At 69.5% G+C, this 19,434-nt stretch carries 16 protein-coding genes and 2 pseudogenes; 6 read left to right on the forward strand and 12 right to left on the reverse strand.

Annotated elements, in window-relative coordinates; all coding sequences use genetic code 11:
- Window positions 1–124 precede the first annotated feature (124 nt).
- A complete protein-coding gene (locus tag ACWCQK_RS26400) occupies window positions 125–3,529 on the reverse strand; it encodes a S8 family serine peptidase (protein WP_451158926.1) in 3,405 nt (1,134 codons plus the stop codon).
- A gap of 379 nt (window positions 3,530–3,908) precedes the next feature.
- Complete coding sequence (locus ACWCQK_RS26405) at window positions 3,909–4,685, reverse strand: transposase (RefSeq protein WP_451158928.1); 777 nt, start codon at window positions 4,683–4,685, stop codon at window positions 3,909–3,911.
- Window positions 4,686–4,979: 294 nt separating this feature from the next.
- Between ACWCQK_RS26405 and ACWCQK_RS26410 the strand changes: the two genes are divergently transcribed.
- A complete protein-coding gene (locus ACWCQK_RS26410; RefSeq protein ID WP_451158930.1) occupies window positions 4,980–5,414 on the forward strand; it encodes a pentapeptide repeat-containing protein in 435 nt (144 codons plus the stop codon).
- Between the two features lie 125 nt (window positions 5,415–5,539).
- Here the strand turns inward: ACWCQK_RS26410 and ACWCQK_RS26415 are convergent, their stop codons facing one another.
- The 6 genes from ACWCQK_RS26415 to ACWCQK_RS26440 all read right to left on the reverse strand — a co-directional run bounded on the left by ACWCQK_RS26415 (window position 5,540) and on the right by ACWCQK_RS26440 (window position 10,397).
- A complete protein-coding gene (locus tag ACWCQK_RS26415) occupies window positions 5,540–6,031 on the reverse strand; it encodes a hypothetical protein (protein WP_451158931.1) in 492 nt (163 codons plus the stop codon).
- Between the two features lie 236 nt (window positions 6,032–6,267).
- Complete coding sequence (locus ACWCQK_RS26420; RefSeq protein WP_451158933.1) at window positions 6,268–6,597, reverse strand: hypothetical protein; 330 nt, start codon at window positions 6,595–6,597, stop codon at window positions 6,268–6,270.
- A gap of 72 nt (window positions 6,598–6,669) precedes the next feature.
- Window positions 6,670–6,900: a hypothetical protein gene (locus ACWCQK_RS26425; protein WP_451158935.1), complete on the reverse strand. Its 231-nt coding sequence runs from the start codon at window positions 6,898–6,900 to the stop codon at window positions 6,670–6,672.
- A 248-nt stretch (window positions 6,901–7,148) separates the two neighbouring features.
- Window positions 7,149–7,502, reverse strand: coding sequence for an antibiotic biosynthesis monooxygenase family protein (locus tag ACWCQK_RS26430; protein ID WP_451158937.1), 354 nt, complete (start codon window positions 7,500–7,502; stop codon window positions 7,149–7,151).
- Window positions 7,503–7,793: 291 nt separating this feature from the next.
- Window positions 7,794–9,383, reverse strand: coding sequence for a hypothetical protein (locus tag ACWCQK_RS26435; protein ID WP_451158939.1), 1,590 nt, complete (start codon window positions 9,381–9,383; stop codon window positions 7,794–7,796).
- Window positions 9,384–9,548: 165 nt separating this feature from the next.
- Window positions 9,549–10,397 carry an SDR family NAD(P)-dependent oxidoreductase gene (locus ACWCQK_RS26440; RefSeq protein WP_451158941.1) on the reverse strand — a complete coding sequence of 283 codons (849 nt, stop codon included), beginning with the start codon at window positions 10,395–10,397 and terminating at the stop codon, window positions 9,549–9,551.
- A 131-nt stretch (window positions 10,398–10,528) separates the two neighbouring features.
- Here ACWCQK_RS26440 and ACWCQK_RS26445 point away from each other — a divergent pair, with 131 nt between their 5' ends.
- Complete coding sequence (locus tag ACWCQK_RS26445) at window positions 10,529–11,104, forward strand: TetR/AcrR family transcriptional regulator (protein WP_451158943.1); 576 nt, start codon at window positions 10,529–10,531, stop codon at window positions 11,102–11,104.
- Between the two features lie 126 nt (window positions 11,105–11,230).
- Here ACWCQK_RS26445 and ACWCQK_RS26450 read toward each other — a convergent pair whose 3' ends face one another.
- Window positions 11,231–12,115: an AraC family transcriptional regulator gene (locus ACWCQK_RS26450; protein WP_451158945.1), complete on the reverse strand. Its 885-nt coding sequence runs from the start codon at window positions 12,113–12,115 to the stop codon at window positions 11,231–11,233.
- 202 nt (window positions 12,116–12,317) lie between these two features.
- On the opposite strand from ACWCQK_RS26450, the gene ACWCQK_RS26455 reads away from it, so the two are divergent.
- Window positions 12,318–13,433, forward strand: a complete 1,116-nt coding sequence (locus ACWCQK_RS26455; RefSeq protein WP_451158947.1) for a serine hydrolase domain-containing protein — start codon at window positions 12,318–12,320, stop codon at window positions 13,431–13,433.
- A gap of 604 nt (window positions 13,434–14,037) precedes the next feature.
- On the opposite strand, the pseudogene ACWCQK_RS26460 reads toward ACWCQK_RS26455, so the two are convergent.
- Window positions 14,038–14,368 (reverse strand): annotated as a pseudogene (locus tag ACWCQK_RS26460) (transposase); the annotation flags it as partial.
- Between the two features lie 459 nt (window positions 14,369–14,827).
- Between ACWCQK_RS26460 and ACWCQK_RS26465 the strand changes: the two are divergent.
- Window positions 14,828–15,358, forward strand: a complete 531-nt coding sequence (locus ACWCQK_RS26465; RefSeq protein WP_451158949.1) for a hypothetical protein — start codon at window positions 14,828–14,830, stop codon at window positions 15,356–15,358.
- 121 nt (window positions 15,359–15,479) lie between these two features.
- A pseudogene (locus tag ACWCQK_RS26470) lies at window positions 15,480–15,651 on the forward strand (SpoIIE family protein phosphatase); the annotation flags it as partial.
- A 116-nt stretch (window positions 15,652–15,767) separates the two neighbouring features.
- On the opposite strand, the gene ACWCQK_RS26475 reads toward ACWCQK_RS26470, so the two are convergent.
- Both ACWCQK_RS26475 and ACWCQK_RS26480 read right to left on the reverse strand, forming a co-directional pair.
- Complete coding sequence (locus tag ACWCQK_RS26475; RefSeq protein WP_451158951.1) at window positions 15,768–17,573, reverse strand: bifunctional sugar phosphate isomerase/epimerase/4-hydroxyphenylpyruvate dioxygenase family protein; 1,806 nt, start codon at window positions 17,571–17,573, stop codon at window positions 15,768–15,770.
- Window positions 17,574–17,619: 46 nt separating this feature from the next.
- Window positions 17,620–18,507, reverse strand: coding sequence for a shikimate dehydrogenase (locus ACWCQK_RS26480; protein ID WP_451158953.1), 888 nt, complete (start codon window positions 18,505–18,507; stop codon window positions 17,620–17,622).
- A gap of 152 nt (window positions 18,508–18,659) precedes the next feature.
- Here ACWCQK_RS26480 and ACWCQK_RS26485 point away from each other — a divergent pair, with 152 nt between their 5' ends.
- Window positions 18,660–19,325 carry a TetR family transcriptional regulator gene (locus ACWCQK_RS26485; protein ID WP_451158955.1) on the forward strand — a complete coding sequence of 222 codons (666 nt, stop codon included), beginning with the start codon at window positions 18,660–18,662 and terminating at the stop codon, window positions 19,323–19,325.
- Window positions 19,326–19,434 lie beyond the last annotated feature (109 nt).

Consider the following 19,434-nt stretch of genomic DNA (forward strand, 5'->3'; position numbering starts at 1 on the left):
ACCGTCCCGTAGGTGCATGGCACTGTGCTGCGCGCACGGCGTAGGAATCCGGGGTAACGAGGAGGCGGCCTCCGCCGACGGCTGGTGGGCCGTCGGCGGAGGCCGCCGTACTGCTCGGGCGCGACTACCGCCTGGGGGTCACCCGGAAGGAGCGGATGACGGTCTGGTCGACCGCGTTGCCCGCCGTGTCCCTGGCGGTGAGGCGGATCGATGCGTGGCCGCCGGCCGACGGCAGCGCCAGCTTCGCGATGCCGCGGTCGCCGCCGCACCGGACCTTGACGGTCTTCCAGGTCTTGCCGTCGTCGAAGGAGATCCGAAGGCCCAGCGAGGTGACGGCCGCCGGTCCGCCGCGCTCGGCCGCCACGGTGAAGTCGTACGTACGGCCACCGGCGATGCTGCTGGAGCTGTTCACCGGGCCGTCGAGGCGGACGTTGAGAAGCGACAGTTCGGTCATGGACGGGCTGCTCGGGCGCCCGGAGGTGAAGGTCCACGTGGCCGAGGCCTTGCTGCCCAGGGTCGACCAGCCGACCTCGCGGGTGCCGGTCGACGTCAGGGTGTAGGTGGCCTTTTCGTAGGGGACGGCGGTCTGCAACTGGCCGAGGGAGTCCAGCGACGCGATCTTCACCCCGTTGCGGTACAGGGTCGACGAGCCCGTGGCGCCCCGGGCCTCGCCCGCGTAGGTCGCCGTGTTCTCGCCCGCCGTGGAGAACAGGCCGGGGGTGAGGAAGAGCCGGTCCTCAAGGCGCAGTGCGTCCAGCGACCGGGCGCGCAGCGGGGCATGGTTCCACCACCGGGTGTAGGCCTTGCCCGGCTTGAAGCGCGTGGTGCCCGCGAACTGGATCTCGTCGAAGCCCGCGGTGCCCTGGGCGCGCATGCCGAGCGTGCGGTCCCAGACGATCGCCGCGTCGTCGGTGTAGTAGCGGGTCTGCCGGCCGGGGACCGGAATCTGGTTGCCGTCCACGAAGGTGATCGCGCCGTAGGTCGGGACCGGGGTGTCGATCCGGACACCGAGGGGCTTGCCGCCCTGGTCGGCGTAGGTTTCCTCGACCCGGCCGAGCGCGCTGTCGTGGATTCTGCGGGTGAGGGCGGCGGGGATGCCGCCCTTGGTGTTGACGGCGAGGTTGTAGGCGTAGCTCCAGGCCGGCTTGGTCCTGCTCTTGGGGACCGTGCCGCTCCACCGCTGGGTGGCGAGGAACCAGAACGGGTGGCTGGTGACCGTCGTGGTCGGGGTGGCGTAGACGCGGCTGCCGGGGAAGCCCATCACGAACTTCTGGGTGCCGTAGCGCCCGTCCGCGCTGATAGAGGTGGTGCTGGCGAAGATGCCGTCGTTCTTGGCCTGGTCCTTGTCCACGGTGAGGTTGACCGGTTTGGCGGTGCTGCCGTCGAGGACGACCTTGGTGTCGGAGGTGAGGTTGACGCCCGGCTTGGAGAAGAGGACCGACGTCTGCGCCACGGGGTCGAACTTGCTCGCCGAGATGTCGTACTCGCTCTGCGGCAGTTGCATCACCACCTTGCCGGCGGCGTCGGTGGTGACGCTGTACTGCAGGCCGGTCCGGATGTCGAAGGCGGAGACGTTGGTGCCCTCGCCCACGGGCTTGCCGTCGAGCCCGAGGACCGTGAACGACAGGCCGTGGGTGAGGGGTTCGGCGTAGATGCCGAAGGCGTCGCGGACGGCGGTGGTGCCGTCGTCGGTGGCGGCGACGATCGAACCGCCGTAGGCGCCCGCCATCGTGCCGTCGACGGTGGCGGTGAGGGACGCGGTGGCGGTGCCGCCGGCCGGGACGGTCACGGTGTCGGCCGACAGGGCGAAGGCTCCCTTCGGCGCGGCCTGGCCTCTGGGGCCGTACGCGTCGACGGACAGGTGGAGCGTGACGGCGGCCGCGCCATCGTTGGTGTAGGTGACGGTGCCGGTCCGGGTGACGTCCTGGTGCGGCCAGTCGGCCTTGCCGAGGCTGATGCTGCCGGAGGTGGCGCGCACCTTCTGCGTGCTGGCGCGGGCGACGTCCAGGCGGCCGCTGCCCTGGTCGTAGGCGGTCAGCCCGGGCAGGCCCTTCGCGGCGCTGGTGAGGGCGGCCTTGAAGTCCGCGGCCTTCCAGTCGGGGTGCTGCTGGGCGAGCAGCGCCACGGCCCCGGTGACGTGCGGGGTCGCCATCGAGGTGCCGGAGGCGGTGACGTACGAGGTGCCGACCGGGTCGCCCATCGTGGTGCCCGCGGCGCGGGCCGCGGTGATGTCCGAGCCGGGGGCGACGATGTCGGGCTTGACGGCGAAGTCGCCGATCCGCGGGCCGCGGCTGGAGAAGTCGCTGAGCGTGTCCTGCTTGGTGGTGCTGCCCACGGTGAGCGCGGAGTCGGCGATGCCGGGAGAGCCCACGGTGCCGCCGAAGTAGTCGGCCGCGGGGGCGCCCTCGTTGCCCGCCGCGATCACGAACAGGGTGCCGTGCTCGGCGGTCAGTGCGTCGACCGCCTCGGTGAGCGGGTCGGACTGGGCGTACGGGGGGCCGCCCAGGCTGAGGTTGACGGCCTTGGCGCCTGCCTCGGCCGCCCACGTCATGCCGTTGATCACGGCGTCATCGGGGCAGAAGCCGTCGTCGGTGCAGACCTTGCCGATCAGCAGCTTGGCGTCGGGGGCGACGCCCTTGTACTTGCCGCCGGAGGCCGCGCCGGTGCCCGCGATGGTGGATGCGGTGTGGGTGCCGTGGCCGTTGCCGTCCACCACCGACCCGGAGTCGGTGAAGTCCTTGGTCTGCCCTGTCCCGGCCTTGTCCGCCAGGTCGGGGTGCGTCGGGTCGTAGCCGGTGTCGAGGTCGGCGACGGTGACGCCCCTGCCGGTGATGTGCGCACCGGTGGAGTCGACGCTGTCCCAGACCTTGGGAGCGCCGATGATGGCCGTGCTCTCGGCGAGGGCGACACGGCTGCGGCCGTTGAGCCACAGCTTGTTCAGCGGGCCGCGCAGCCCCTGTCCTCCGGTGACGAACGTCCAGAACGATGCGGCGTCTCGCTTGGTGGGGGCGAAACTGCCGCCGTTCAGGGCGTCGAGAGTGCGGGAGATCCTGGCGCCGTGCTGCTGGATCGCGCCGCGGGCGACGGCGGACTTGCCGCTACGGCTGGAGTAGATCAGCGGAAACGTTTCTCTTGACGCGTCGTCATAGCCGGCGCCGAGCTGCTCGGTGACGTCGAACAGGCGGGGGTCGAGCTTCCCCGCCGTCAGCAGGGCCTGAGCATCCGACGGGACCACCGAGATGTGATGGTCGGCGCCGTGCCATTCGTGCGACACCGCGAAGCCGATGTGGCCGCGGCCGGGGCCACGTTGAACGCTGACGCCCGGAACACCTCCAGCGCCTCGGGTGACGGTGACCTTGTCACCGGTGATCAGCGTGAGGGTGCGAACCGTCTTGGCCGCGGGTGACGCGGTGTTCGTGACGGGTATGGCGGTGGCGGAGCCCTGGGATGCCTGCGCGGCGCCGGGTACGGCGCCCGCGACGAGGCAAGCCAGAGCGGGCAGCAGGACCCACCCGGCTCGTATACGCATGTATGAGTACCCTTTTTGCCGTCCGGGAGACCTGTGGCACGGGCGGCGGACGGCGGGGTGTCCGGCGGTCGCCGGACACCCGGAACACGGCCTGGGCAGCGCTGAGTCAGGGTGTACGACGTCCCGGTCAGCTCGAACTCCCGACCGAGTTCTTGGTCACGAGGGATGAGAAAACCACACTGGATCGATGTTGCCTAGACTCCAGCTGCAGATCGCGATCTTCATGTCCGGGTGGCCTGGTGCTGGTAGTGGGCGGCCTGGGATCGGGCCTGGTGGGGGCGTCACCAGCGCAACCAGCCAAGCCGGTGGGCAGCGCTGTGGACGAGCCGGACGACGAGTGCGATTCACAGGTGTGGGATCTCGTTGCAGGTGCGCGGTATCAGCCTGTCGGGCTTCGGGGCGCCGGGGGGCGTCGGCCCGAACGACGGCGAGGAAGGCATGGGCGAGCATTGCAGGGGTGACCCGGCGGTGCCAGGACGTCGAGATTGTGACCTGGTGTTCGTCCAGTGCGGTCAGGCCCTTGCGGGGCTGGAAGGTCTCCTCGACAAGCGCCTGCGCCCTGCAACCCGCACCAGGATGGACAGCGACGCCGGGGTGGCTGAGTAGCAGCGGTAGAGGGCGAGTTCGTCGGTGTGTCGGTTGCGGCGGACGGGCAGGTAGCGCTGGGGCGGTCATCGGCGATGCCGGTCGGGGCACAGTCGTTGAAGCGGTGGCCCTTGGCGTCGGCGGAGCGTTCTTGCCAGGTCTGCTTCGGCAGATTCTTGGACCAGTGCGTCGGGGCGGAACGTGCCCGCGCGGGTGGTGATCTGGTGGTCGCGGCCGACGGCGAGTATGTAGTCGACCTGCCTTCCTCCAGCGTGGTCCGCAGGTGTGGGTTGCTTCCGTAAACCTCGTCGCCGGTCTCCCAGGAGACGGGGTCGGCGGCGGCCCGTGCGCGACCGATCACACGCGCGGCGAGCGCGGGTTTCGTGGTGAAGCCGGCGGAGTCGGGTATCCCGGGGCCGCCCCGGCAGCGGGCCGTGTCCTGGGTCCAGGAGCGCGGGACATACAGCTCCCGGTCGATCGCCGCGTGCTCGAGAGGGGACGCGAGGTGGACGGCGGCCTGGCTGTTCTCGACGCGTCCTGCGGTGCCGATGTACTGGCGCTGGACTCCCACCGTGCCGGCGCAGTCTCTTCAGGTCGCCGGTCTCATCCGCGACAGGCACCGCGTCCGCATGGTGCAGGTGCTCGACGACGAGGCCGCGGCCATCGTCGCGTACCGCGTCGTGAACCCACCTGGCCCTCGACAGCAGGTGCCGCAGACCCCGCCTGCGCTTCTGTCTTCACACGCCGACGGTCACCGGTGGGCGCACCCGTTCCCGGACCAGCCTGAACCTGTGCCATCGACTGGCAGGCGGCGAACCCGGAAACCCGCGCGACGGCTACCGACCCGACTGACACCCTGGCGCGCATGACTGCGTCACCGACCGCGAGACAACGACTTGCCGCGCTTCACCGCTATGCGGCCGTGAACCGTGAGGACTTCACCGGCCAGAACCTTGCTTCCACTCGCGCGTCCCAACTGCGGTTCACCCATTGCTCGTTCATCGACGCGGATCTGCGCCACGCCACCCTGGACGGGTGCTGTTTCAGGTTCTGCGATCTGAGCGGCGCTGACCTGCGGGGCGCTTCACTGCGCGGGGTCAGCCTGACCGGATGTGACCTACGGAGTGCTGATCTGCGCCACACCGATCTGACCGGCGCCAGACTCGGGAGCGTGAACACCGGTACGCCCTTGCGCGGGCTGACCGTCATCACCGGGGCCCGGTTCGAGGGGGCGACCCTGCGCAATGTTCAAACGGAAAGCGTCATCGGCTGGCCGCCCGGGCACGACGGAACCAAGTAGGGCGTGCCGGGAGGAACGCTGATCTCAGCGCCGACCAAGCTGAGGCTGAGCACCGGACTCCGCCAGCCGAAGCACCCAGCGACACGACGCAAGACCGCGATATACAGCCGGAGTACTGGGCGCTCTCACGCCGGGGCGGCGCTGCCACCTGGAGGCCGGCGGAGCAGGTGCAGGCAGACGACCGAGGCAACGACGGTCCGCCGTTCTGAGGCGTTCAGACTGGAATTCGTTTCGACTACGTACCGCTGCCATCCGCGCCACCGGTTGACCGAACTCACCGTGACCCGACCGAGTGTCTCGGGCACCGGGGTCTGTTTCGGATCGGTCTCCGTAAGAAGCCACTCGCCGGACAGAAGACCCCGCCGTGTGAGGAAGAGTTGGCGTCCCTGCTCCGTCTGGAGGGTCAGCCGCAGGCTTTGCATGACTCCATGGGCAACAGCGGTGCCGACCTCCTGGTCCGCGCTGTCGGCAAAGTGGAACCGCACCGGGCCGAACTGGCCGAACCGGGAACGCCTCTTGATACGGACGATGCACTCGCCGGACGCTTTCGCGAGGAGGAAGTGCGTGTCGTCGGTGTGCGTGACCTGGGCGAGCGGGGTCTCCTCCACGGTGGACACGGCCAGGACAGGGCCCACGTATCTGCGCCACGATGAACGCTCCGGTTGCCTCACCACGACGGCTTCCAGTTCGAACAGACCTGATTCCGTCATCGGCCTTCCTCCCCCCGCCACGGCTTCCCCTCGACCGTGTACGTCCACTGTGACCGAGAACCTGTGCGACTCCTATCCCCTGGGCGCAAAACGACGCCACTCGATGGGGCCCTGGACGATGCCGGCGGCGCTCATCTCACCGCTCAGGACGAGGGGGCGAAGTCGGCGGACTGGTCAAGGCGGAAAGCGGAGCCCAAACCCGTCGGAGTCCAACCCGCGCGCAGGGCCACGCGAACAGCCGCAGCGACAGTGGACGGCAGCACAGGCTCAGCCTCGCGTCCGATCCAGTTGCTCGGATGCGGCTGGCCTGTGGTGACCACGAGCGTCGTCCCCGGCGTGTCCGCATGCTCGACCGCGAACGTGCACGGCGACCAGGACAGCCCCTGGAAGTACGTCGGCCTGCCTCGCAGCAGCCAGCGGTAGCCCGTGCCGTCGACAACGATCCGCCGTGATCCCTTGCGGACCAGTGTCATGGGTCCCCCCCCTCAGTAGCCAATACGCCGGCGAGCCAGGCCTGGCGTGCGGCCGACGGGCGGAATCAGTCATCAATAAACGATCACTCGCCACCGCTCCACCCACAGCAGCCGATCGTGGTCCGACACGTGTACCTGGACACGGTCGCCGTCCACCTGCCGGACGTCGCCGTAGAGCGTGGCATGGGGGAGGTCCACCCTGACGATGTCGTGGACATCCAAGTCGTTCTCGATCGCCCGGCTCCACACCTTTGAACAGTGCTCACAGACGTAGCCGACCACCTCAAGACCCGCAACGGTCATCGGTCGGCCCGGACGGACCGCCTCAACGAAGCATCGAGGGCAGGGGTCGGCAGTGTACGGGCCAACGGATCGGGACATTGTTCGATCTTGCTGTACGACACTGAAGTACAGCAACCCCAGCAACCGCCGGCACCCGGTACCGCCCCGCGGAGCTCTTCGGCGGCCTCTCTGACCTTCAATGACCTGACGGTGCTTGCCGCACCAGGAGGCGACTTCGGTTGGTCAGTCTGGTGTCGGGTCCGCAGGACCTACGCTCGCATGAACCCGTGGCTCCGTTCCACTTTCGCCACGTGCAGCGTGTAGCTCTGGTACCACTCGGCTCGCCCACGCTTCTGCGCTGCACGGTGCTCGGCGTTGGTACGCCACTCCGTGAGGGCATCGGCGTCCCGGAAGTACCCGACGGTGATGCCCAGCCCGCCAGGAGTCTGCGCGTGGTCCATCCCCAGGAACCCCGGGACGTCCTTCACCAGTTCTTCCATGCGGGCGTTGGTCTCGCTGTAGCCGCTCTGTTCGTGGGCTCGCACCGTGGTGAAGACAGCTATGTAGTAGGGGGGTTCAAAGGCTTCGACGGGCGTGACAGGCGCTTCTGAGTGATCGCTCATGGCGTCACCGTAAGGCGGGACGTGCCCGACGATCCAGCGCCTTTCCTGACCGGGATACATGAGGGACCGGGTTCGTGACCGAAGCCGTCCGAGCTCTCCTTCCAGCTCCCGGCAACGGCCAGTAGCCTGCCAGCTCACGATCCCGCCAAGTCCTCAGGCACCGGGCGGGTTGTAGCCCCCCTCAATGCAGCCAACCAGCCCCTCGCCCCTCGGTTCTCCGTTGAAATCGCTTGGGGAGATGTCCGCTGGCAGTTGGCACATCGTAGGGGCAGGCCATTTCTACCGACTCGGTCAACCCGGGACCGAGCAGTCCAGGATTCGCCCGTCCGCCGTCCCCACGACCAGTCGTTGTTGCTCCGCCCGGTACGCGGCGGACACCGGCGTGACGGGATGGCCGTGCGCGCGCAGGGTGTGCCGGGCTCGCACCTCGCCCGTCGCCGTGTCCAGGGTCTCCACCTCACCGGTGAGGTACACGACGTACAACCTCCGCTCGTCGCCGTCGAGATCGGCGAGCGGCTTGTCGGTGACGTACACCCAGCGTGCCTCTCCGTCCGGCAGCCGGCGGCTCACGACGTACGTGCCCTCGCGGGTTTCGGCGTAGGTGGCGCCCCGTTCGTAGGACCGGCCCGCGTGGACGAGGGTGTGTGTCAGCTCGACGGCGGGGCCGTACCAGGGCTGGAGTGCGGACGCCGGGTCCCAGCGCAGAGGGAAGAGGGCGCGCACGGTGGCGGGACCGTGGGCGCCTGGAGGATCGATCGCGTGGACCCACGGCGCGTCATCGTCCGGGCCGGGGCCGTCCGCGTAGAGCAGACGGGCGCTGTGTCTGACGCGCAGCGCCGGGGAGTTGGAGCCGCTGGGAACGAGGCCCAGGCGTGCCGCCACCTGGTGCGTGGGGGCGAGCAGCAGCGCGTCGTGTGCGTCGTGCCCTTGCGGGCGCAGGGCGAGCCAGCCTTCGTCCGCGGCGCACAGTGCGGGGACGGATGGCACGTCCACGGAGTCGACCGCGCCGCCGTCCGTCGTCGATATCCGCCGAACAGTGGTCGCGCGGTCAACGCGGCGACCCGTCACCTCGTCGCGTCGGTAGCCGCGGTACGTCACCCACGCCGACTCGTCGTCAGGGGCGGCCTCGACCCGGACGCTCCCCTCTCCCTCCGCAGGTAGGGCCCACTTCAGCGCGCCCGAAGGGTTCCAGCATTCGAGGTCCGTGTACCGGCCGGTGGCGAGCACCCGGCCGTCGGTCAGCACCGCGAGGTCCCGCACGTCCGCCCGCCGCCGCCACCGGCCCTGCGTCAGCCGCGCGAGGGTGTCCTCGACGCGCGGGTCGTAGAGGAGCCCGCTCTCGACCATCGGATGGCGTGTGTCGTCGGGGTCGACCAGACCGGCCGGAGCGGACAGCCAGTCGTCCACCGCGACGGCCAGCTCGAAGCCCTTGTCGAAGCCGCCGTCCTTGTCCTCGGGGGAAAGCAGCATCGCGAGCCTGCCGTCCTCCAGCCAGCGCAGGTGGCGCACTTGGCGGCTCTTGCTCAGCAGGTTCGTCACGTGTCCGGTCTCCAGGTGCAGCAGGAGCAGCTGTCCCTGAAAGTCCCAGGAGCCGTCGTAGCGGCCGGTGCCGACGGCGACGAGCGGCAGCTCGGGGTGAGGCTCGATGGCACATACGGAGTGGCGTGAGGCGATGACGTGGCGCGGACGGAGGGTGTCGGCCTCGTACACGCCGATCCGGTGGCTGAGCCAGCGGCCCGTACCGCGCCACATGACGTGCCCGAGGTCACCGGCCGCGATGACACAGCCGTGACGTGCGTCGGTCACGGCCCATACGGGCCGGCCGATCTCGGCGAACGGCTGGTCCCCGAGTATCCGGCGGACGGTCAGCTCATCCGGCATGATGATCTCCCCCCAGGTGGCGGACAGTCTGCCAGGCTCGGCGCTTTCCTGCGGTCTTCCGAGGGAATCGACTCATCCATGGACGTGATCGGGAATGGATCGTTCGTGCGCGCGCTCGCTCGCTCGCTCGCTGACCAGTACATGGGTGAGCGCGATGTGCCTGGTTCAGCGTGTGGCGCCTGGCATCGTGCCGTCTACATCAGTGAGGTCGTAGTGGTGCGCGAGATCCGTCGTGGACACCGCGGAACCTGAGCGGTCCCGGACCGCTGGGTCGGCTGCCAGGGCCGCCACACCCCGCCCGACGAAGCGCGGCGACTCCGCTGCGCCGACGTCGAACGTACCCTCGCCGGGAAGCTCGATCTCCGAACGGCCGCGGTCGCTCGTCCGCGTGGCGGCGTCGACCAGCTCGGTCCGGACGAGGCCCGGCCACACTGAGACGACGGAGACATCTCGCGGGCGCAGTTCCACGGCCATGTCGGCCGTCATCTTGTCGAGCGCGGCCTTGCCCACGCCGTACGCGGTGTTGTGGGAGTACTGGCGGGCGCCTGCTGACGAAATGTTGACGATCAGCCCCCGTCCCGCGGTGAACAGGAGGGGTGCCGCATAGACGCTCGCGACGTAGTGCGAGCGCGTGCCGATGTCCAGTACTTGATCCCACGCGGCGAGCGGCAGTTCCCAGAACGGCTTGCCGAGCCACGCTCCGAGGTCCGGGGACGAGAAGACGTTGTTCACCAGCAGGTCCAACCGTCCGGATTCGCTCCGCACGCGCTCGAACACGTCCGCGACCTGACTGTCGCTGCGGTGATCGCAGACGACGGCTATCCCCTTGCCGCCCGCTGCGGTCACCTGCTCGGCGGTCTCGTTCACGGTGCCCGGCAGCGGGCCCGCCGAGACGCTGCGACCGGTGACGTAGACCGTCGCGCCGGCGGCACCCAACTCAAGCGCGATCCCCTTGCCCACTCCACGGCTCGCGCCTGTGACAACGGCGATCTTGTCGACCAGCGGTCGATGCATGTCCACTCCTCCGGAAGGTCACTGCCTGGGCCGTCGCGGCAGCCCCGATGTCCCCGTGGCCCCCGTATGTCTCGGCACAGTAGGCGTTATTGCACTGAGTGCAAAATTGCGAGGGTGGTATGTTCGCACCCATGGCGGCGGACGGGCTGAGACAGCGCAACAAGGACAGGAAGCGGGAAGCGATCCTGCGGGCCGCCCACGAGCTCTTCGCCGAGCGCGGCTACGAGTCGGCCACGATCACCGACATCGCCGAGAAGGCCGAGGTTTCCCGGCGCACCGTCACCCTGTACTTCCCCGCCAAGCTCGACCTCGCCCTGGCTCACCTCGACACGCTCGAAGCGCGGCTCCACGCCGCCATCAGCGAGCGCGAAGCGGGCTGGAGCGTCATCGATGCCGTCGAGCACTGGCTCTACGGCGAACTGGACCACCCCCAGGAACACAGCGCCCTCACCGAACGCATGCTCGCCCTCAACCCGCAACTGCTGGCTCCCCACAAAGCACGCATGGCCGAGATCGTCGAGAGCGGGGCACGTCGCCTGGTCGAGGACACGGACACGCCTCCTGATGAGAGGGATGCGCGCATGACGGCCGCCGCCGCCGCTGCCCTGTGTTCCTCCCTGGGCCCCACGCCGACACGCGAGGACATCGCCGCGGCCATGACCTTCTTGCGTGCGGGTGTGGAGGCCCTGGCGACGAGGGATACGTGAATGACGCCGTGTGGCCGTGAACCTTGCCGATAGGTCGTCGACGGCGGCTGTCGCGTTGGACGACCTGTGCTCAGGAGCACTGAGCCGGGGGCTTCCCTGCGGAAGGCGAGGTTCAGGTACCGGCGTTCACACCCCGGCGCTCCCGCTCCCCCGCTCGACCGGGATCCACAGCTGGGAGTCGGTCTCCGCGCCGATTTCCACGGGCCGCGTCCGCAGAAGCTCCGGACCTGGCCGGCTCACGTAAGGGTTCGAGGGGAACCACTGCGTGAACACGTCTCGCCACAGCTCCTGAAGGGCGCTCGGATAGGGGCCGTGGTTGTCGAAGACCGCCCAGGTCCCGGCCGGCACGTCGAGAGCGTCGAGCTCATCGACGGCCACCTCGGGACCGGTCACCACGCCGATCCAGTGGTCCACCTCGGCGCCCTCCGCCCGGCTGTCGGTCAAGTGCACCGCCGCCGACAGGATCCCCTCCGGCTCCCGGCGACCGGGCAACTCCTTCATCCGTACGATCGCCCGCTCGTCCAGACTCTCCACGTGCGCCGCGGCGGCCGCGTTGACCCCCTCGTGCACGAGGGGGACCCGGGCCTTCGTGCCCACGACCCTAAACGACTCCTTCTCCACGATCCGATACCGCATGGTCGTACTGCCCTCGACCACGACACGGAAGGACATGCGCGGCTGTGCCGTGAGCACCGCACCCGTGCGCCGGGCCTCGCCCGGCCCGATGCCGTGCACCGACCGGAAGGCCCGAGCGAACGCCTCACCAGAGCCATACCCGTACCGCACGGCGACATCGAGCAGCGTCAGCTCCCCGGCCAGCACATCGGCCCCGGCGAGCGTCATCCGCCGGCGCCGCACGTAGACCGGAAGCGGCATGCCGGCGAGCGTGGAGAACAGCCGCCGGAAGTGGTACTCCGACACCGCGGCGATCCGGGCCACCTCAGCCACGTCGACCTCTCGGTCGAGGCATGCCTCCAGGTGGTCCAGCGCCTGGTTCAGCCGCTCCAGCACACGTATCCGTCCTTCCTCATGGCTGCCCTCCGCTGTGGGAAGGCCCACCCTGCGAACCAGGCACGGCCGCGGGAACCGCAGCGGCCGGCACGCGAGCCGAGCCGGAGTCGCTCATGGAGAAAATTCGATCGCGTGCCGCCCGACAAAACCAGTGCGGGAATTGTTGGGCTGGAAGCCCCGGCGTCACCTGAGGCTTACGCCCATGATTGATATTAAGGGAGTATGCGAGCCGCGGTTCGCCGCAGTCCGTGCGGCCCTTGCGGATTCGCTCGGCAAGGACGACGTGGGCGCCTCCGTCGCTGTCTACCTCGACGGCGAGCGGGTGGTCGACATCTGGGGCGGGTACGCCGACGCGGACCGCTCTGTCCGTTGGGAGCGTGACACCCTCGTCGGCGTGAACTCGACGACCAAGAATATGACCGCCCTGTGCGCGCTCATCCTGGCCGATCGAGGCCGGCTCGATCTGTCCGCGCCAGTCTCCGCCTACTGGCCCGAGTTCGCCGCGGCCGGCAAGGAGAACGTGCTGGTACGGCATGTACTGTCCCACACCGCGGGGCTGCCGGAGCTGTCCTGGCTGACGGCGGTCGAGGACCTGTACGACTGGGAGAGCGTGACGGCAGAGCTGGCTGCGCAAGCACCCGAATGGGAACCCGGAACGGCCGCCGGCTATCACGCGCTCACCTTCGGATTCCTCATCGGTGAGATCGTCCGCCGCATCACCGGCCGCAGCCTCGGCGAGTTCTTCGCCGAGGAGGTCGCCAAGCCGCTGGGCTCGGACTTCCACATCGGACTCTCCGCCGAGCACGACGACCGCGTCGCACCGCTCATCGCGCCGCCGTCACTCACCGACAGGTACGCCGCCAGCGCACCGCCCGGACCGGACGGCGTGCCCCGGGAGATCACCGGTGCCGCGATCCGGGTCAAGGACGTCAACTCAGTGGCCTGGCGCCGTGCGCAGATCCCCGCCGTGAACGGCTTCGGCAACGCTCGCTCTGTCGCTCTTGTTCAGTCGGTACTGGCGAACCGGGGAACGGCCGGCGGGGTGCAACTGCTGTCCGCCCAGGGTTGCGAGCCCGCGTGGCAGGAGGTGTTCCGTGGTGAGGACCGCGTCCTGGGGACGCAGATGTGCTGGACGGTGGGCTTCGGCAAGTTCGGCAACACCTTCGGCTGGGGAGGCTGGGGCGGCTCGCTGGTCGCGAGCGACCCCGACTCACGCATGACGGTGGCCTACGTCATGAACCAGATGATCGACCGGGACCAGCAGGAGGACAACCGCGGCCTGGAGATCGTGATGGCCGCCTACAGCGGACTGCACTGACAGACAACGGGTGCTGTAGGCCGGCACCATCTGCCCCTCTCCCGCTCGCGGTTCCGCGGGCAGGAGGGGCCCCTTCCGGTGCGGATGAACTTCATCGTCCGCACCGGAAGGGGCCCGCCGTGCGCGCCAGCATCGGGCCCTTCGGCGCGGCTCCCGTACTCGCTCTGCAGGCAGTCGAGTTGATGCTCCGCCTGGGCCAGGGCTTGGCGTAGGAACTGTCCAGGACCGACAGGTCCGGAGCGGACTGGCCCGCATCGGCGTGGCATACGTTCATGGGTGGTGTCCTTCGGCGCCTCCAGCGCGTCATCGAGGTCAAGGGTGATCCCCCTGACGACGCGGGCAGCCATGCCCGCGTCGTCAGGGGGATCGGGCCCCAGGGAGCTCTGCCAGATCCCCGGGGCCCGCACGCGCGGCGCTGCCCGTGAGCGATCGCCTGCTCGGCACGCCGCATTACAACCGGGGGAAGCGGGCTCGGGGTCTCGCTTCCCCCGGGCGGTCTTCAGGTTCACACGCGGTCGACGGCCCGGCACATTGGATCATGACCCTGGGTAGCCGTCTCTCGCCACGCCTCGCAACTCGGACGCGCGTTCTATCCGCACACATCCCGAATCGCTGGGATCGCGGCCAGGAGCGGCCGGAACTGTGTGACATCGTGGCGCTTGCCGCCGGTCAGTGTGACGGCGAGCGGTATGCCGTTCCGGTCGACGGCCAGACGGTGCTTGCTGCCCGGCCAGCCCCCGCCGACCCGCGCAAGCCCGGTGTGGTCCCCCTTTCAGCGCCCGGACGTGCAACCTGTCGATCGACGAGTCGTCCCTTTCCAAAAGCCCCGCCGCCCGCAGCTCGGCGTGAAGGATCCCGTGCGACCGGGGCCAGACGCCAGTTTCAGCCCAGTTCCGGAGCCGACGCCAGGCGGTCACTCCCGAACGGCCAACGACCTGGATGGATGATGTCCCGCAGGCTGTACGAGGTGACATCGCGGCCGTGGTCGGCCAGCGTCCAACAGGTCTTGCGTAGCAGGTCCGACAAGAGCCCGCGCATGAACTCCCGGGCCCGTCAACGTGGTTCCACCCGGGTGAACCGTTCAGTGATACGGCCCATGCGTGCCTCGAGCAGATCCTGCCGCCGGGCAGGATCTGTGCTGTGACCTGCGGCACCAGCCTGGTCTTCTGTCCTCACACACCGATGGTCACCGGTGGCCGCACCCGTTGCGCATGCCACCGATGGGTGAGCAGAAGGTGTCAGGTATCGGCACTGTGTTGGGCCGACCCAGACCAGGCAGCTACGAGGCGACAACGAGCGCGCAACGGGTAGGCGGCGACGCTGTGGCCCGAGTTCGCTTGCCCCGTACCATCCAGAGGACGGGGGCCAGACGCGCTCTCCGGGCAGGGGGGGCCATGCGGGCGACCACTTCACGGCCGGTGTTCCGGCGCTTCATCGGGGCCTTCGCGGCCGGCGTGGCCTTGACCGCAACCTCTGGGTGCACGGTTCCGGTCGATGCCGTCACAGGTATCTCTGTGACCAGCGACGGCCATCTGCTCGGCGTCATGATGGTCTGTGGGCATCACATCGACGGCGCGACTCTCTACACGGACAGCGCCGACGTCGACAAGACAGTGACGGTCGGTTCATGGACATCCGACCGTCCCGTCAAGGCAGGTCTCACCACCTGGCCCCTTGATTCTTCTGCCGCCGGCTGGACCGCGACCAGGTCTCTCGCTCCGCTCACCGCCAAGACCAGCTACGCCCTCTACGGTTGGACCGAAGACAACTCGTGGTCATCGAGGAGCGTCACCTTCACTCTGGCCGACCGGGACCGGCTCGCTCCGGGAAAAGTCCTCTACAACAACATCTCGGACAACGGCGACGAATCCACAATCACCGTCCCCATAGCGAAGTTCAAAGCCCGGGCCTGCCACAACATGTGACGCAGTGGCGCCTCCGGACAGGCCGAGGCACTCCTGTCCGGGGGCGGGCGCTCAACACCTTCGCCGTCACAGATCACGATCTACGACTGGTGCATGGGAAGCCGGTGACATGTCTGGCTGACTGTCCGGTGCCAACGTCGCATCCGTGGTGGGTGACCAAGTCGGCCACGGCATGCAGGCGGCCGCTATCGGCCGACTGCGGACCGTCGTGCGCGCCCTCGCCGACATCGATCTGCCGCCCGACGAACTCCTCCTCCGCCTGGACGACGTCGCCATCCGCCTGTCCGTAGAAGTCTCCTTCGATGCCTTCGTCGATACGGCCTCCCTGCCACGCCGAACCGGCAGCAGCAGACGCGCGGTCCCGTGGACAGGGCCGCTCATGCGACCGTCCCCGTCAACGTGGCCGCGGCTACGCCGTGTGCTGGGCGGCGAGGCGTACGGGAGCGTTCTGGGCGCCGTAGCCCTGGTAGTCCGGATCGCGCTGGAGGAGTTCGAAGAAGAGTCGGCCGATGGTGCGGGTGTAGCAGTGGCGGAAGGTGCCGCCCGCGTCGCGGTCGTAGAGGATGCCCAGCTCCTGGTAGGTCTCCAGTTCGTCGTCCGGGAGGTTGTAGCGGGCGGCGAGATCGTCGTAGTAGTTGGCGGGGATCTTCAGCAGGCGGCCGCCGGCGGCGCGGAAGCGGTGGGCGGCGGTGACCACGTCGTCGGTGGCCAGCGCGATGTGCTGGGCCGGTGCGTCGCTGTCGGTGGGTGCGGCGCCGACGGTGAGGACGATGCGTACGGCGCCGTCGGCGGTGCTGACGGCGCGGCTGCGCAGGAGCCCGTAGGGGTCTGCGACGTCGACGCTCTCCTGGGGGCGCAGGCCGAGGACGCTGCGGTGGAAGAGGGTGGCTTCGTCGAAGTGGTGCCAGGGCTGGGTGAGTGCCAGATGGTCGATGCGGCCGACGGCGGCCGGACCCGTGGAGGCAGCCGCGGTGGCTACGGCGGGATGCTCGTCCGTGGTCGTGAAGTCGGCTTGCCAGTCGGGTAGTTCGGGGTGGCCGGTGGCGCAGAAGAAGAGTTCGGTGCCGTCGGGAGCGGCCACCGCGTCGAGCGGGACGTCCTCGGGGGTGCGGCGGCGGGGCAGTACGGGGGCGAGGAGGGCTTCGGCGCGGCGGGCGGCGGCGGCCGGGTCGGGTGACTCCAGGCCGATCGCGGCGAGGGTGGTGCTCTCGCGGCGCGCGGCGGTGCCGGTGTTGACCAGGATGCGGGCGTCGCCCTGTTGCCAGAGGTCGACCGGTTTGCTGCGGTGCCGTGCGGTGCGGGTGAAGCCGAGCGCGCCGAGCACCTGGGTGACGGGTTGAGCGTCGGGGGTGGCCAGTTCGGCGAAGGCGATGCCCGACGGGACGACCGGTGGCGGTAGTCGGGTGACCCCGGTGGCTTCCTGGAGGACGAGCAGGGAGCGGTGGGCGTCGACGGCAGTCGGTGCCGCATCGGCCTGGCGGAAGACGTCGTTGAAGATTTCGAGGGAGAGGGGGCCGTCGTAGCCGGTGCGCAGCACGTGCCGCAGCAGGCCGGCGATGTCGAAGCCGCCTTGGCCGGGGAAGCAGCGGTAGTGGCGGCTCCACTGCAGTACGTCCATCGCGAGCAGCGGGGCGTCGGCCAGCTGGAGGAAGAAGATCTTCTCGCCGGGGATGTTCTCGATGGCTTTGGGGTCGGTGCCGCGGGAGAGGATGTGGAAGCTGTCCAGGCAGGTGCCGAGTGCCGGGTGGTCCGCGCTCGCGACGACGTGCCAGGCGTGGTCGTAGGTGCTGATGTGGCGGCCCCAGGCGAGGGCTTCGTAGGCGACGCGGATGCCGAATTCCTGCGCCAGGTCGGCGAGTCGGCTCAGTTGCTCGGCGGCAAGGTCGTCGTCGTCGAGGGCGAGCGGGGAGACGCTGGAGCAGACGAGGACGGTGTCCGCGCCGAGGCGCCGCATGACCTGGAACTTGTGGCGGGCGCGGCGCAGGTTGCGGGCGAACTCGTCGGCGGGCACCGCCTCGGTGTCCCGCATCGGCTGGTAGAGGTCGATGCTCAGGCCGAGGTCGGCGCAGCGGCTGCGGATGTCCTCGGGGGTGAGGGGGCTGGCGAGGAGGTCGTTCTCGAAGATCTCCACCCCGTCGAAGCCGGCCTGGGCAGCGGCGGTCAGCTTTTCGGTGAGGGATCCGCTGAGGCAGACGGTGGCGATGGATGTACGCACCTGTGTTCCTCTCTTCCGTCCGGTCGGTTGCCGCCGTGGGTGGGTGCTACTGCGCGGTGGGCACGGCGCCCGTGAGCTGCCGGAAGTCCGCCAGCATCCGGGTGCTGTCCGGTTCTTGGCCGGTGAACAGCCGGAAGGCGTCGGCGGCCTGGAAGACGGCCATGCCGCCGCCGTCGAGGGTGACGCAGCCTGCGGCGCGGGCGGTGCGCAGCAGTTCGGTCTCCAGTGGCCGGTAGACGACGTCGGCGACCCACAGGCCGGGGTGGAGCAGTTCGGCGGGCAGGGGCAGGCCGGGGTGGGCGGCCATGCCGGTGGGGGTGGCGTGCACCAGGCCGCCGGCTTCGTCGGCCGCGGCCAGCAGAGCGGGCAGGCGTTCGGGGCCCGCCATGGCCGCGCGGTCCGCGCCGAAGTGGCGGCTGAGGGTGGTCGCGAGGGCGGCGGCCCGCTCGGGCAGGGCGTCGACGAGGGTGATCCGCTCGGCGCCGAGGGTGAGCAGGGCGTGGGCGACGGCTGCGCCCGCGCCGCCAGCGCCCAGTTGCACGACGTGCTGGAGGGGTGCGTCGGGCAGGCCGCGGGCGAAGGATTCGGCGAAGCCGGTGACGTCGGTGTTGTGCCCTGTGGCGCGGCCGTCGGTGTCGATGACGACGCTGTTCACCGCGCCCAGTGCCTGGGCCTGCGGGCTGAGCGCGTCGAGGTGGGGGAGGACGAGTTGCTTGCACGGGTGGGTGATGTTGAGCCCGTCGAAGCCGAGGTCGCGGGCGGAGCGCAGCAGGTCGCCGACCGCCTCGGGCGGTACGCCCAGAACGTCGATGTCGACGATGCGGTAGACGTACCGCAGGCCCTTCCGGTCGGCTTCCCGCTCGTGCAGCGCCGGGCTGAGCGACGTTCCGATGCCGGAGCCGATCAGTCCGACGAGGTACGCGTCCTTGGCCACCGGGAACCTCCTGACAGCCAGCAATGTACGAACTAGTACGTTAGCTATATCAGTGCGGCGGCCGCACCGGAAGCCCCCGGCCTGCGCGCGGGAGCCACGCCGGCGCCGGCTTCTACAATCACCGGCACCGCACCTACACGCGAAGGAAGCCGATGACCAGCGCCGACGAAGCGGCACGACCCAACGGGCGGATCCGCGACGCGGCCCGCACCCAGGCCGAGATCCTCGACGTCGCGACGCAGGAGTTCGCGCGCGCCGGGTACGACGGCGCCCGTGTCGACGAGATCGCCGCCCGCACCCGCACCACCAAGCGGATGATCTACTACTACTTCGGCGGCAAGGAGCAGCTGTTCACGGCCGTGCTCGAGCGGGCGTACGCGGTGATCCGCCAGGCCGAGCGGGAGCTGGACGTCGAGCATCTGGACCCGGTGGCGGCCATCCGGCGGCTGGCGGAGCTCACCTTCGACCACCACGAGCAGCACCCGGACTTCATCCGCCTGGTGAGCATCGAGAACATCCACGAGGCCGCGCACATCGCCGCCTCCGAGGAGCTCGGCCGGATGGGTTCGCCCGCGCTCGACGTCATCCGCCGCATCCTCGACTCCGGGCGGAGGTCCGGGCTGTTCACGGCCGACGTGGACGCCGTCGACCTGCACGCCTTCATCAGCTCCTTCTGCTTCTTCCGGGTCGCCAACCGGCATACCTTCGGCGCGCTGTTCGGCCGCGACCTGGTGGACCCGGCCCAGCGCGAGCACTACCGGTCGATGCTCGGCGACATGGTGATCGCCTACCTGACAGCGGACGGCGCGGCGGCCTGAGCCACGGAGCGGGCCCGACCCTTGACAGCGGGGCGCCACCGGCGCAACATCCCTACCCATTGCGGCTAACTACCCAGTGGGTTAATTAGCAGGGGCGACCACTCGCAAG

It is taken from the genome of Streptomyces sp. NPDC002306 (genome assembly GCF_053593435.1).